General features: G+C 69.2%; 11 protein-coding genes. 8 read left to right on the top strand and 3 right to left on the bottom strand.

Annotated elements, in window-relative coordinates; all coding sequences use genetic code 11:
* Positions 1-306: 306 nt before the first annotated feature.
* Positions 307-1,128, bottom strand: a complete 822-nt coding sequence (locus AB1L88_RS10585) for a metallophosphoesterase family protein (RefSeq protein WP_367096623.1) — start codon at positions 1,126-1,128, stop codon at positions 307-309.
* Between the two features lie 211 nt (positions 1,129-1,339).
* Between AB1L88_RS10585 and tsaB the strand changes: the two genes are divergently transcribed.
* From tsaB to zwf, 3 genes are all read left to right on the top strand, one after another.
* Positions 1,340-2,026 (top strand): tRNA (adenosine(37)-N6)-threonylcarbamoyltransferase complex dimerization subunit type 1 TsaB, encoded by a 687-nt coding sequence (gene tsaB, locus AB1L88_RS10580; RefSeq protein ID WP_367096622.1) that lies wholly within the window; start codon positions 1,340-1,342, stop codon positions 2,024-2,026.
* 37 nt (positions 2,027-2,063) lie between these two features.
* Positions 2,064-2,903: a class I SAM-dependent methyltransferase gene (locus AB1L88_RS10575; protein WP_367096621.1), complete on the top strand. Its 840-nt coding sequence runs from the start codon at positions 2,064-2,066 to the stop codon at positions 2,901-2,903.
* Between the two features lie 111 nt (positions 2,904-3,014).
* Positions 3,015-4,574 (top strand): glucose-6-phosphate dehydrogenase, encoded by a 1,560-nt coding sequence (zwf, locus tag AB1L88_RS10570; protein ID WP_367096620.1) that lies wholly within the window; start codon positions 3,015-3,017, stop codon positions 4,572-4,574.
* 42 nt (positions 4,575-4,616) lie between these two features.
* Here the strand turns inward: zwf and AB1L88_RS10565 are convergent, their stop codons facing one another.
* Together AB1L88_RS10565 and AB1L88_RS10560 are read right to left on the bottom strand one after the other, a co-directional pair.
* Positions 4,617-5,519 carry a metallophosphoesterase gene (locus AB1L88_RS10565; RefSeq protein WP_367096619.1) on the bottom strand — a complete coding sequence of 301 codons (903 nt, stop codon included), beginning with the start codon at positions 5,517-5,519 and terminating at the stop codon, positions 4,617-4,619.
* Positions 5,520-5,600: 81 nt separating this feature from the next.
* Positions 5,601-6,344, bottom strand: a complete 744-nt coding sequence (locus AB1L88_RS10560; RefSeq protein WP_367096618.1) for a CPBP family glutamic-type intramembrane protease — start codon at positions 6,342-6,344, stop codon at positions 5,601-5,603.
* Between the two features lie 457 nt (positions 6,345-6,801).
* Between AB1L88_RS10560 and AB1L88_RS10555 the strand changes: the two genes are divergently transcribed.
* The 5 genes from AB1L88_RS10555 (at position 6,802) to cyoE (ending at position 13,628) form a co-directional block, all read left to right on the top strand.
* Complete coding sequence (locus AB1L88_RS10555) at positions 6,802-8,100, top strand: cytochrome c (RefSeq protein ID WP_367096617.1); 1,299 nt, start codon at positions 6,802-6,804, stop codon at positions 8,098-8,100.
* A gap of 132 nt (positions 8,101-8,232) precedes the next feature.
* Positions 8,233-9,438: a cytochrome c oxidase subunit II gene (locus tag AB1L88_RS10550; protein ID WP_367096616.1), complete on the top strand. Its 1,206-nt coding sequence runs from the start codon at positions 8,233-8,235 to the stop codon at positions 9,436-9,438.
* 8 nt (positions 9,439-9,446) lie between these two features.
* Positions 9,447-11,375, top strand: a complete 1,929-nt coding sequence (locus tag AB1L88_RS10545; protein ID WP_367096615.1) for a cbb3-type cytochrome c oxidase subunit I — start codon at positions 9,447-9,449, stop codon at positions 11,373-11,375.
* Between the two features lie 133 nt (positions 11,376-11,508).
* Positions 11,509-12,657 (top strand): cytochrome oxidase assembly protein, encoded by a 1,149-nt coding sequence (locus AB1L88_RS10540; protein WP_367096614.1) that lies wholly within the window; start codon positions 11,509-11,511, stop codon positions 12,655-12,657.
* Entirely contained in the window at positions 12,654-13,628 is a 975-nt protein-coding gene (cyoE, locus tag AB1L88_RS10535; protein ID WP_367096613.1) for a heme o synthase, read from the top strand. The genes AB1L88_RS10540 and cyoE overlap by 4 nt, the downstream gene beginning before the upstream one ends.
* The last annotated feature ends 74 nt before the right edge of the window (positions 13,629-13,702 follow it).

The following is a 13,702-nucleotide window of genomic DNA, read 5'->3' as shown; positions in this document are numbered from 1 at the left end:
CTCATTGCCCTCTGACGCGTGTTGGCCCGCTGGCACGCGGCCGAGGACACCCGCCATGGACAATCACCACCGCGCTCAAGCAACAATCCGGGGCGAGGACGAGACGCGGGGCGGACTCAGACGCGAGAACGGGGCAGGGCAGGGCAGCACAGCACAGGGCGAGCAGGAGAGCTTGCGACCACCGACGCCGAGCCCTTTCGACTCGCGTGCCCCCGATCCGATCGGTTGGTCCCCGCGACGGCAAGGCCGGCCGACCCCGGGAGCCCCGCTTCTCTCAATCAGGCGGAACCGCGCGACGATCGTACCTCAGCGTCCCTGGCGGAGCCGATCCCCCAGGAACGGCTCCAGCTCGGAGATCGCGTAAATCTTCTCGATCGTCGCCTCGAAATCGTACGGGATGCGGCGATAGAAGAGCCGGGGCGTCCCCACCGGCGCCGACGACGATTCGCCGCCCTCCGCGTCGCCCCCGGTCCCGGCCTTGGGGTCGGCGCCGTCCTCGACGATCAAGTAGCAGGCCCGATTGTCGCCGTCCCTCGGCTGACCCACCGAGCCGACGTTGACCATCACCTTGCCGTCTCCCAGCGTGTACTCGTGGTCGATCTCCTCGGGGGCGTAGAACTGATATCCCTCGGTAAACACGCCGGGCACGTGCGTATGGCCCTGGAAGCAGTAGTGCTCGACCAGTTGGAACAGCCGCTCCATCTTGCGCTGATTGTAGATGTCTTCCGGGAAGATGTATTCGCTCAAGGGGTTCCGGGGCGAACCATGCACGAACAGATAAGGGCCGGTCCGGTAAGTCCGGTGCAATTCCGAGAGGAAATCCCAGCGCCGTTCCCGCTGTGCCGAGTCGCCACCGGTCTCCAGCTGGTCGCGCGTCCAGAAGATGGCCCGTTCCGCCCCGATGTTGAATCCGTTCGGGTCGAACAGGGCCCCTTCGTCGTGGTTGCCGAGCAGCGAGACCTCGCAATTCTGCATCACGAGGTCGATGCACTCCCGCGGGTTCGGGCCATACCCGATGATGTCACCCAGGCAGAAGATCTCGTCGATCCGTTGCTGCTGAATATCATCAAGCACGGCCTCCAACGCTTCGAGATTCCCGTGAATATCACTGATCAATGCTCGACGCACGGGAGGATCTCCGGGCCGGACCGGTGCGACGCGCGACGGGAGGCTGGCGTCGCGCGGACGGAGACCGGTTCCGTTTGAATTTCGCTGAGGGTCAGAATAGGGTATCGTAGAACCAGGGACGCGGGAGGGTCAAGCCCAAGCCGGGGCCGCATGCCAGGATGCGTCGGCCCCCTCCCCGATCGCCCGATCCGCGCCCGAAGGAACTCCCCCGGTGAACCTGCTGGCCCTCGACACCTCCACGCTCCACTCGGCCGTCGCGCTCGGGTGTCTCGACGGCCGATCGCTGTTCGAGCATCCCGAGCCGGGCCCGAGGCACGGCCGCCTGCTCGTCCCCGCGATCCGCGACCTGCTCCGCCGCGCCGACCTGCGGCCGCGCGACCTGCACGCCGTGGCCGTGGCCGTGGGGCCGGGGTCGTTCACCGGCCTCCGCGTCGGGGTGACGGCGGCCAAGACGCTCGCCTTCGCCGTCGGATGCCCCATCCTCCCCCTCTCGACCCTCGAGATCCTCGCCCAGAACGCCCCGACCGACGCCCTCCGGGTCGTCACCGCGATCGATGCCCAGCGCGGCGACCTCTTCTCGGCCTCGTTTCGTCGCGAGGCTACCGGCAGCCCCTTGCTCCGCGAGGCCCCCGATCAGATCATCCCGGCCGAGGCCTGGGCCGCCGGACTCCCGACCGGGGGCTTCGTCCTCTGCCCGACCCCCGATCGCATCGCCGCGATGCTCCCCGAGCACGCCTCCATCGGCCCCCCCGAGCAGGCCAGGCCCGACGGGCAGGCCCTGCTCAGCCTCGCCGCCCGGGCCCTCGCCGACGGCGACCGGGCCGACCCCTGGACCCTCGAACCGCGATACCTCCGTCGCAGCGCCGCCGAGGAAAAACGAGACGCCCAGCACCCGTGATCCATCCCGGCCGCACCGGATTCGGAACCGTCGCACGATGCCCGAGCTCACCCAGTCGCGCACCATCTCGACCTACTCCCTCCAGTGGAACCGCTACCGGATCCTCCGCCCCGAGGAGGACCGTGCGACGTTCCGCAACCGGACCGGATTGACCGACGCCGAACTCGCCGGCTCCCTCATCCTCGACGGAGGCTGCGGCATGGGACGCTACGTCCGGGTCGCCGCCGAGGCCGGCGCCCGCGTCGTCGGCATCGACCTGAGCGAGGCCGTCCGGGCCGCCCGCGACCTGAACGCCGACCTGCCGACCGTCGGCCTCCTCCGCGCCGATCTCTTCCGCCTGCCCCTGGCCGAAGGGGCGTTCGACCACATCTACTCCCTCGGCGTCCTCGACCACACCCCCGACCCCCGCCGCGCCTTCCTCTCGCTGGCCAGATGCCTGAAGCCCGGAGGCCGGATCGCCATCTGGGTCTACCAGAAGGAGCGTCCCGCCCTGGAGGCGATCATCGAGGCCCACCGCGCCGTCTCGACCCGCCTCCCCGTCCCGGTCCTCGAGACCCTGAGTCGCTGGACCGCCCCGATCGGTGCCTTGAAGCGTCGCCTGATGAACAGCCCGAACCGGCTCGTCGCCCGCCTCGGCGTCGCCCTGAACGTCCTGACCATCGGCGTCTCGATGCACCCCGACCCCGAGGTCCGCGTCTGCGACACCCTCGACTGGTACGCGCCGAAGTACGCCTCAAGGCATACCCTCGAGGAGGTCTCCTCCTGGTTTCAGGAGGCCGGCCTGGTGGACATCGAAGATCTCTCCCTCCGCCAGGAGTACTTCCACAAGGGGCAAGGCAACGGGATCAACCTCGCCGGCCGACGACCGATCGCCTGAGCGGCTCTCGCCCGACGATGCATCCGCTTGAAGCGACCGGCCGATCTGGCGTACACTTCGAACCACGCTCCCCCCGCGAGCGAGACTCCACGAAGCCCGGAGGCGGTACGGATGTCGGCATCGAGCCCTGACGACGGCAACGCGAACCCCTTGCGTGAACACCTGCCGCAAACCTCGGCCGTCGACCCGTGCGCGATCGTCCTCTTCGGCTCGACCGGCGACCTGACCCACCGCAAACTCGCCCCCGCCCTGTTCGAGCTGGCCCTCTCCGGAGAGCTGCCCGCGGGCTTCGCCGTCGTCGGATTCGGCCGAAGGCCCTGGAGCGACGACGAGTTCCGGGAGAACCTCCGGGAGACCCTCGCGAAGGAAAACGACGGCCGGGACTTCGAGACCGCCTGGCAACGCTTCGCGCCGCATCTCGTCTTCGTCGAGGGGAACCTCGACGACCCCGCCTCCTTCGCCAGGCTCCGCGACCGGCTGGAGGAGGTCGACCGCTCGCACGAGACGCGCGGCAACCGCCTGTTCTACCTGGCCGTCGCCCCCGAGTTCTTCGCCCCGATCGTCGCCCAGCTCGGCGACGCCGGCCTGATCTACCCCGGCTACCAGGACGCCCCCTGGAGCCGCGTCGTCGTCGAGAAGCCGTTCGGCCACGACCTGCAAAGCGCCCGGCAGCTCAACCGCGAACTCCAGTCGGTGCTCGACGAGCGGCAGATCTACCGGATCGACCACTACCTCGGCAAGGAAACCGTCCAGAACATCCTCGCGCTGCGCTTCGGCAACGCCATCTTCGAGCCGATCTGGAACCGACGCCACATCGCCTCGGTCCAGATCACCGTCGCCGAGCGCGAGGGCATGGCCGGCGGCCGAGGCGCCTTCTACGACGGCGCCGGCGCGATCCGCGACATGGTCCAGAACCACATGATGCAGCTCCTCTGCCTCGTGGCCATGGAGCCCCCCGTCGACCTCTCGGCCGACTCGGTCCGCACCGAGAAGGTCAAGATCCTCCAGACCCTCCCCCGCTGGACCCCCGAGCAGGTCGACCAGCACGTCGTCCGCGCCCAGTACGCCGCCGGGTCGCTCCAGGGGGAAGACGTCGTCGGCTTCCTCCAGGAAAAAGGGGTCGCCCCCGACTCGACGACCGAGACCTACGTCGCCCTCCGCGTGATGCTCAACACCTGGCGATGGGCCGGCGTCCCCTTCGTGCTCCGGACCGGCAAGCGCCTCCCCAAGCGGGCGACCGAGATCGCCATCGAGTTCCGGAACCCCCCGACCAACTTCTTCGAGGCCGACACCGAGGGCGGCTCGTCCGTCAACCAGCTCATCCTCAACATCCAGCCGAAGGAAGGGACGAGCCTCGCCTTCCAGGCCAAGATCCCCGGCTCTCGCCGCCGCCTCCGATCGGTCCGCATGGACTTCCGCTACGGCACCGCCTTCGCCCAGCCCGCGCCGGAGGCCTATCAGCGGCTCCTGCTCGACGTGATGCTCGGCGACCCGACCCTCTTCACCCGGACCGACGAGGTCGAGGCCGCCTGGCAGTTCATCACCCCCATCCTCGACGCCTGGGACCGCCCCGACGCCCCTCCGCCCCACTCGTACGAGGCAGGTTCCTGGGGCCCCGACGCCGCCGACCCGCTCGCCGCAGATCATGGTATCCGCTGGCGTCGACTCTGACCCGACATCTCCCAGACGATGACTCTGGATCGGGTTCGGCCCTTAATCCCGGGGCACCGTGCTCGGCTGGGCGCCGAACAGGCGCAAATCCGTCACCATCGGCATGATCGACCAGTCCGTGCCGGTCCAGGCGTGATGCTTGACCGTGACCGATTGCTCCGTCAGGTCGATCTCCAGGAACCCCGGCGGCCGTCGGCCGGTCGGGTCGCGGAGCAGGGGGGCCCCCGCGTTCAGGTTGAGCTGCTCCGGCACCTCGTGCGGCCGGTGCGCCCAGGCCGCGTGCACATGGCCATTGCAGTACAGGTGCGGCCCGACCCGACGCAGCCAACGCGCCACGTCGGCCGCGTTGACCATCCGTTTCTTCCGCAGTTCCGCCCGATACGCCTCCGGCGCGGCCACCGGGTAATGGCAAGCAACAATGAGCCGCTTCGGCCTCGGATTGGCCTCCTGCAGCAGCGCCCTCGCCTGCCGGAACTGCTCCTCCGGCAGCCTTCCGGTGGCCGAGAGGTGCGATCGCGTGGCATCGAGCGCCAGAATCGCCGTCCGCTCATCGAGATATCTCAGCCACGGGAACGCATTCGTCGGCGAAAACTCCCCGAAGACCCGCTCGAACGCCCTCGTCCGGACCGAATGCGAGGTGTAACGGTCATGATTGCCCGGCAGGACCGACACCCGATCCGGCTCGTCGAGCAACGGCTCCAGGGCCGTTCTGGCCTGATCGAACTCGCGCCGAAGCGCCGTCGTCGTCAGGTCCCCCGTGATCAGCAGATGATCGGCCCGAATCGACTTGACCCGCTCGACGACATCTTCCATCCGTTCCAGCCGGAACTTCTTCGCCCGCCCCGTAAACAGTTCGGCCATGCCCACGGCCCGCTTGCCCCAGAGCTTCACCGGGTTGATCGAGTAGCGCCAGATGTGAATGTCAGACAGGTGGACAATCTTCAACGCTCTTCGTCCTCAAACGTCGCTCCAAATCACCCAACGATCCGGTCGGCAATCCCTCAGCGTTCGCCCTTGACCGACCGGTTACGTTGCCCAGGGGTCGACCATCACCAGCAGATCGTACGCGAGATGCGTGCCAACGGCGATGCCGAACCCCCTCAGGATCATCACCCAGGCGAAGTAAACCCCTGCCAGCCATCGGAATACGAAGATTGACCAGGAGAACGCCCCGGGCGTTTCGCCCACATGGTGCGCCATCGAGAAGGCCAACGCCGAGCCGCTCACGGCCAGGGCCGTCGCCAGCACGTTCGGCATCTGCAGGATGCGCAAGGCCGCGTAGCAGACCCCCAGCAGGCCGAGCCGGAAGACCGCCTCCTCGAAGATCCCGGCCCCCACCAGGCCGACGACCTCTCCCGCCTTCGGGCCCATCTCGGCAGTCGAGGCGACCTCCAGCGGCACGAGTCCCCCCGCGGTCTCGAACCAGGGATCGAACCCCCGGAAAAGGGCGAGCAACCCGGCCCCGAGCACCAGGCACTCGACCGCCGCCAGCGGCACCCAGGCGAGCCGGAACCGCCCCGGCTCGGCGATCCGCCAGGCAATCAGGCCCAGCGCCAGCACCGCCGAGGGGGCCCAGTCCGGCACCCGGAACCGGTCGGGCGTCAGGCGGCCGATCCAGGCATCGACCCCGGCCCGCAGGGCCGCCTCGCCGCCGAGCGCCGCGATCCCTCCCTCGTAGATCGCCAGCAAGGGCAGGACCATCACCAACGCGGCCGACGCCCCTCGGCAGCCCGCCCAGTAGCCCCCCGATCGTCCCCCTCGCGGTCGCACCGCCCCTCCCTCCGCCTCCGGCCGGGCAAACACCCGGGACGGGGGAGCCTTCGCGACCGGGCCAGGGCTGGATTCGTGGTAAGTCCTCACATCAAACGCAGATCGTCGCGGCCCGGGCCCCAACTGAGCCGGTTCGTCCGTCATTCTTGCCGATTTGCCTGAACATGCCGAAAATGTTGAACGGACCGAACGCTTCGAAATTCGATCGGGCCTTGAGGGACGTCCCCTTGCCCGATAGGATTGACCACATGGTCGGGCCCCGCTGCCCGGCCTTTCCCGCCTGAGGCGGTCGGCAATCCCCCATTCCGCCCGAGACAGTGACGTCTTTGTTTTTCTCCGTTCCATGAACGGCTCGGAACACCGCGTAGAGCGACGACAGGTCCGGCCCCCGTGGGCCCGGTTCCTCCCGGAACCGGATCGCACGATGGCCGGCCGGATCACCGGGGAGGAATCGCGCGTGACCATCGCGTGGCGACAGTTCTGGATCATCGGCCTGATTGCCCTGGCCGGCTGCAGTGCGTCGGAACCCGTCGAGTTCGCCCACAACCCCCGCCTCGACGGCGAGGAGTTCGCCGAGAAACCGAACGCCCGGCGCGCCGTCGAGGCCATCGTCGACGAGATGTTCGGCGAGTCTCCCGCCTTGCTCCGCGTCCCCCAGGGCTCCGGCCTCCCCGAAGGCGGCCGCTACCTCGCCGGCCTGGTCCGGGAAGGGGACGACCCCGAGGACATCCGCCCGGTCGTCTACTACCCGGCCGGCTCCGAGAAGCCGGTGCCGATCGCCGGCGGCCAGGCCCTCTACCAGCGCCACTGCCTGCACTGCCACGGCATCTCCGGGGACGGCCAGGGGCCGACCGCCGCGTTCCTCTACCCGAGGCCCCGCGACTACCGCCGCGGCCTCTACAAGTTCACCTCGACCGAGTACGGCGACAAGCCCACCCGCGACGACCTCCGCCGCGTCCTCCACAACGGCATCGACGGCACCTCGATGCCCGCCTTCAAGGCCCAGATGACCGACGTCGAGATGGAACAGGTCATCGACTATGTCCTGTTCCTGACCTACCGCGGAGAGGTCGAGCAGATGATCCTCGAAGAGGCCTCCTTCTACGAGGACAGCGAGTTCGCCGACGAGGAAGGGCTGGAGTTCTTCCGCCAGGAGGTGGGCGACATCGCCGAGTTCGAGATCTTCGCCCGCTGGACCGAGGCCCTCGAGGGCCTCAACCTGGTCGAGCCGATCACCCCCCGCGTCCCCCCCACTCAGGAAAGCATCGAACGGGGCCGCGACCTGTTCCTCGGCGTCTCCCGCGACGTGAAGCTCGAATGCGCCGGCTGCCACGGCTCCCAGGGGACCGGCGACGGCCCGAGCTGGATCGACCCGGACACCTTCAACCGCTACGTCTTCCTCGAGAATTACGACCCCACCGACAAGACGACCCTCGAAACCCTCCAGCAAATCGCCGACGAGCAGCAGCGCCGCTGGAGCGACGAGTGGGGCGACCCGCTCCGCCCGGCTGACCTGAACAAGGGGGTCTACAAGGGGGGGCGTCGGCCGATCGACCTCTACTGGCGGATCGCCACCGGCATCACCGGCACCGCCATGCCCGGGCACGTCCAGGCCCTCAGCGACCCCGACGACCTCTGGAACCTGGTCAACTTCGTCCTCGCCCTGCCGCAGCAGCCCGACTTGCTCCGGCCCGACCGGGTCCGGAAGCTCGGGGCCGACGTCATCCCCGGCGCCGCCTCGACGGCGGCCCGCTGACCCTGTTTGCCCGAGCCTCGCCATGCCCCCGCTTCGCCCCAACGTCCGAGTCGCCGAGGTCGCCGGACCTCCCGTCGCCCCGTCCTCCTGGAACCCGGTCCCCTCGCGGTCCCCGACCTCGGGAGTTTGCCTGTGAGATACTGGAGCGTCTTGTTCGCCCTGGTCTCGGCGATCGTCACCGCGACGTTCGTCTACGCCCCGTTCGACGACGACTGGTGGCTCCCCAGCTATCGGGCCACCAACGCCCAGTCCATCGACACGCTCGAGGGCATCCAGGCCCAGGCCCCCCGGCTCGCCTCCTCCCTGGTCCCGCTCCGAGGGCTCGACGAGCCGGCCGACCCCGAGCGGCTCGAGCCGCTCGACCAAACCCGGGCCTGGCTCGATCGCCAGTCGGCCCTCCTCGGGCAGGCGATCCAATCCAATTTCCTCACCACCCGATCGCGAGCCCTTGAAAGTCAGGCGGCCCGGGCCCGCGCCGCCGTCGTCGAGGCCCGAGACCTCCTCGGCACCCCCGAGGGGTCCGAGGCGATCGACCGGGCCGTCTCCGGGCTCGAACGCTTCGAGACGATGGCCGGCGAGGCGCTCTCCGCCGTCGTCGAGCCGGGCGGCTCGATGCGGGCCACCGTCTCCACCGCGGCCGGCCAGATCGACCACCTCTATATCCTGCTGCTGATCATCACGGGCGTCACGTTCGTCGGCGTCGCCATCGCCCTGGTGGTCGTCCTCTGGCGGTTCCGGGCCCAGCCGGGCCGGCGGGCCCATTACTCGCACGGGAGCCTCCGCCTGGAGATCGTCTGGACGGTCATCCCGGCCGCCATCCTGGTCTTCATCGCCCTCTATCAGCTCCGGGCCTGGGCCGACGTCAAGTTCCAGGGCACCTGGCCCGACGTCCGCCCCCTGGCCGAGGTCACCGCCCGGCAGTTCCAGTGGAAGATCCGCTACCCCGGCCCCGACGGCCGCTTCGGGACCCCGGACGACCTGCACACCGTCAACGACCTGCACTTCGTCAAGGATGAGCCGACCATCATCCACCTGAAGGCCGAGGACGTGATCCACTCGTTCTTCCTCCCCCAGCTCCGGATCAAGCAGGACGCCGTGCCGGGCATGACCATCCCCGTCCTGTTCGACGCCCGCAAGGCCGGCCGCTACGAATTGCTCTGCGCCGAGCTGTGCGGCTGGGGACATTACAAGATGCGTGCCCAGGTCGTCGTCCACGAATCCCAGGGCGAATTCGACGAGTGGATGGCCCAGTCGCTCCGCGAGCAAGAGCGCAGCGACCCGACCGCCTCCCCGGCTTCGGCCGATGTCGCCGCCGCTTCCGGCCTCCGAGTGGAGTGATCTTCCCAATGAGCACCGACCCGCAGGATCTCGGGCCGACCGACAAGCCGGGGGCCTCCGGCGCCCCCCAGCCGGCCCCCTCGTCGCCCGACCCCGTCTCTCCCGGCCCCGACTCGGGCCACCCCCCCGGCGTCATCCCGTCCAGCGGCCACGCCCCGGGGCACGACGAGCACATCCACCCGGCCCCGCGCAACCCGCTCCTGCGCTACGTCTTCTCGACCGACCACAAGATCATCGGCATCCAGTTCCTCTTCTCGGGCCTGATCTTCTTCGTCATCGGCGGCCTGCTCGCGCTGGCGATCCGATGGCAACTGGCCTGGCCCTGGTCCGACATGCCGCACCTGAGCGACCTGCTCTGGAGCGCCCAGGACGGCGTGATGCCGCCGGAGTTCTACAACAAGCTCGTGACCATGCACGGGACGATCATGATCTTCTTCGTGATCATCCCCATCCTCACCGGGGCCTTCGGCAACTTCCTCATCCCTCTGATGATCGGGGCGCGGGACATGGCCTTCCCGACCCTGAACATGCTCTCCTACTGGTTCATGTGGCCGGCCTTCGCCCTGATCCTCTACTCCTTCGCCGTCCCCGGCGGGGCGTCGGAGGCGGGCTGGACGGGCTACCCCCCGCTCGCCAGCTTCTTCTGGTCGACCCCCGGCTCGCTCAACGGCCAGACGATCTGGCTGATGGCATTGCTCTTCGCCGGCGTCTCGTCCCTCATGGGGTCGATCAACTACATCACGACGATCCTCATGCTCCGCGCCCCGGGCATGACCCTCTTCCGGATGCCGATGACCGTCTGGGCCATGTTCGTCACCGCCTTGCTCCAGGCGTTCGCGCTGCCGGTCCTGACCTCGGCCCTCATCATGCAGCTGCTCGACCGCACGGTCGGCACGAACTTCTTCACCCCGCCCGACTGGTCGGTCGCCGGCGGGCCCGAGCGCGTCGGCGGCGGCCACCCGTTGCTCTGGCAGCACCTCTTCTGGTTCTACAGCCACCCGGCCGTCTACGTCATGATCCTGCCGGCCATGGGGATCGTCTCCGACATCATCTCCACCTTCAGCCGCAAGCCCCTGTTCGGCTACAAGCCGATGGTCTTCGCCGTCGGCGGGATCGCCCTGCTCGGCTTCATCGTCTGGGGGCACCACATGTTCCAGTCGGGCATGAACCCGGCCCTCGGGGCCACGTTCATGCTCTCGACGATGCTCATCGCCCTGCCCTCGGCCATCAAGACCTTCAACTGGCTCGGCACGATGTGGGGCGGCAGCATCCACTTCACCTCGGCCATGCTCAACGCCATCGCCTTCGTGGCCATGTTCGTCATCGGCGGGCTCTCCGGCATCTTCATGGCCGCCACGCCGGTCGACATCCACATCCACGACACCTACTTCATCGTCGCCCACATCCACTACGTCCTGTTCGGCGGCAGCACCTTCGGCATCTTCGCCGCCCTCTATTACTGGTTCCCGAAGATGTTCGGCCGGATGATGAACGAGACCCTCGGGAAGATCCACTTCGCCCTCTCGTTCCTCTTCTTCAACGGCACCTTCTTCCCCATGCACATCGTCGGCATGCACGCCCAGCCGCGCCGCTACGCCGACTACACCGGCTACGAATTGTTCAACAACGACGCGATCATCGGCATGAACCAGTTCATGACCATCTGCGCGCTCGGCCTGGGTGTCACGCAGCTGATCCTCGTCTACAATTTCTTCGCGAGCCTGGTCGCCGGACGCAGGGCCACGGCGAACCCCTGGTACGCGAATTCGCTGGAGTGGCAAACCGCCTCGCCGCCCCCGCACTACAATTTCGAACGCATCCCGACGGTCTACCACCCGGCCTACGAGTACAGCTTGCCCGAATTCGAGGCCGATTACCTGCCGCAAACCGAACCACGGCCCTCGGACTCCGAGCCGCTCGATTCGGTCATGGCCTGATCGACGCCCCGTCGCCGGGCGGATCCTCGCGCCGGCCGGCGCCCGACGCGACACACGGCCGGCGCCCCCCTCGATTCCTCTCCCCGGCCTTTCCTCCGCCCGGTCCGACCCGAGCCGAACCAAATTCCCTTCCATGGACGCATCGAACGACTCCCCCCGATCATCAGGCTCCCCCGGCACGCCGACCCCCTACCGGGCCGGCCCCTTCTGGGTGGCGCTCCTGGCGGCCGCGGTCACCTGGCCCTTGCTCTTCGTCGGCGGCCTGGTGACGACCTACCGCGTCGGCATGGCCGTGCCCGACTGGCCGACGACGTTCGGCATCAACATGTTCGTCTACAACTTCTGGACGGCCTCCTGGGGCGTCTACATCGAGCACGCCCACCGCCTGCTCGGCTCGTTCGCCGGGATCGGCTGCATCATCCTCGCCTTCTGGTTCACCGGAGCGGCCGGCCGGCGCACCTGGCGGGCGGCGGGCGTCGCCGTCGTCGCGGCGGTCGCCCTGGCCTTCGGCCTCATCACCCTGGCCGGCACCGAGTCGTTCCTGGCGGTCATCATCGCCCTCGGCGTCGCCGGGTCCTTGCTCTCCCTCTGGTACGCGGTCATCGAGCGTAAAGGCTTGCCCGCGCTCGGCTGGCTCGCGTTGACGGCCGTCATCATCCAGGGGGCCCTCGGCGGCTACCGGGTCCGCCTCAACTCGACCGACCTGGCCGCCGTCCACGGCTGCACCGGGCAGGCCTTCTTCGCCCTGATGGTCGCCCTCTGCGTCGTCACCGGGCGCCGCTGGCAATCGCCCACGCCGAAGACGGCCGACGCCCTCGGCCTGCGGGGGTGGACGCTCGGCGTCGCGGTCCTCGTGTATACTCAGATCGTCGCCGGTGCGCTGTTGCGGCACCGGAGCCTCGGCCTGGAGGTCCACAGCACGCTCGCGGTCGTCGTCCTGCTGGCGGTCGTGGCGGTTTCGTGGATGGTCATCAGGCGGCGGGCCGTGTATCCTGCTCTGGTGCCATCGGCCCGGGCCATGATCGCCCTGGTCGTCGTGCAGGTGACGCTCGGGATCGCCTCGTGGTGGGTCCTCCGCCCGTTCGACGGCATCCCCCGCCCGGTCACCCGCGGCCAGGCCGTCGTCCGGACGGCCCACCAGGCGAACGGGGCCTTGCTGCTCGCCGCCTCGACCATCCTGGCCCTCCGGGCGTCCCGCCAGCTCCGATCGCCCCGGGCCGCCGCATCGTCCCTGAACCCGACCGCCCCCGCTCCGCGCGACCTGGAGGCCGCGATCCGATGAACACGGCCACCCCCATGGCTCCCCCGGCCGCCGATGCCCGACCCCGCCCGCTCCCCGTCGCCGTCGAGGTGACGCGCGATCGAGGGGCGTCGGCGTCGGCCTCGGCCACCCCCCGGGCTCTCGACGACTACATCGCCCTGACGAAGCCGAAGATCGTCTTCCTCGTCCTCGTGACCGTCACCGTCGGCTACCTGCTCGGCGCCCGGGGCGGGTCGTCCCCCCTCTGGCTGGCCGCGACCCTGCTCGGCACCGGCCTCGTCGCCGCGGGCGGCAGCGTCTGGAACCAGGTCGTCGAGCGACCCCGAGACGCCCGGATGCGCCGGACCGCCCGCCGCCCCTTGCCCAGCGGCCGGATCGGGATGAGGAATGCCGCCCTGTTCGGCTCGGCCCTGACCGCGCTCGGCCTGGCCGTCCTCGCGATCGGGCCGCACCCGATCGCCGCGGCCGTCGCGGGCGTCACCTTCGTCCTCTATGCCTTCGTGTACACCCTGCTCAAGCCGGTCACGACCCTGAACACGGCCATCGGCGCGGTGCCGGGGGCCTTGCCGCCGGTCATCGGCTGGGCGGCGGCCACCGGGCAGCTCAGCATCGAGGCCTGGGCCCTGTTCCTGATCGTCTTCCTCTGGCAGTTCCCCCACTTCCTGGCGATCGCCTGGATCTACCGAGACGACTACGCCCGGGGTGGCCACCGCATGCTCCCCTGCGTCGATCCGTTCGGCGTCCTGACGGCTCGACAGGCGGTCGGGCACGCCCTGGTGCTGGTCCCGGTCGGCCTCTTGCCCGTGGCGATCGGCCTGGCCGGGCCGTTCTACTTCGTCGGGGCGATGCTGCTCGGCCTCTACTACCTGGCCGGGGCGGTCCGCTTCTGGCAGCATGTGTCCGACGCGACCGCCCGACGCCTGCTCGGGGCCTCGTTCCTCTACCTGCCCGCGATCCTCCTGCTGCTCCTGCTCAACCCGCTGCCGGCCTGAGACGACGACGACACGACGTGCTTGCTCCGTCCGGGCTCGACACGAGACGCGACGTGCCCGGCCCGCTCCGGGTC

The sequence above is a fragment of the Tautonia sp. JC769 genome, from assembly GCF_040717455.1.
Classification (GTDB): Bacteria; Planctomycetota; Planctomycetia; order Isosphaerales; family Isosphaeraceae; genus Tautonia.
This window is presented reverse-complemented; position numbering and strand designations above follow the sequence as displayed.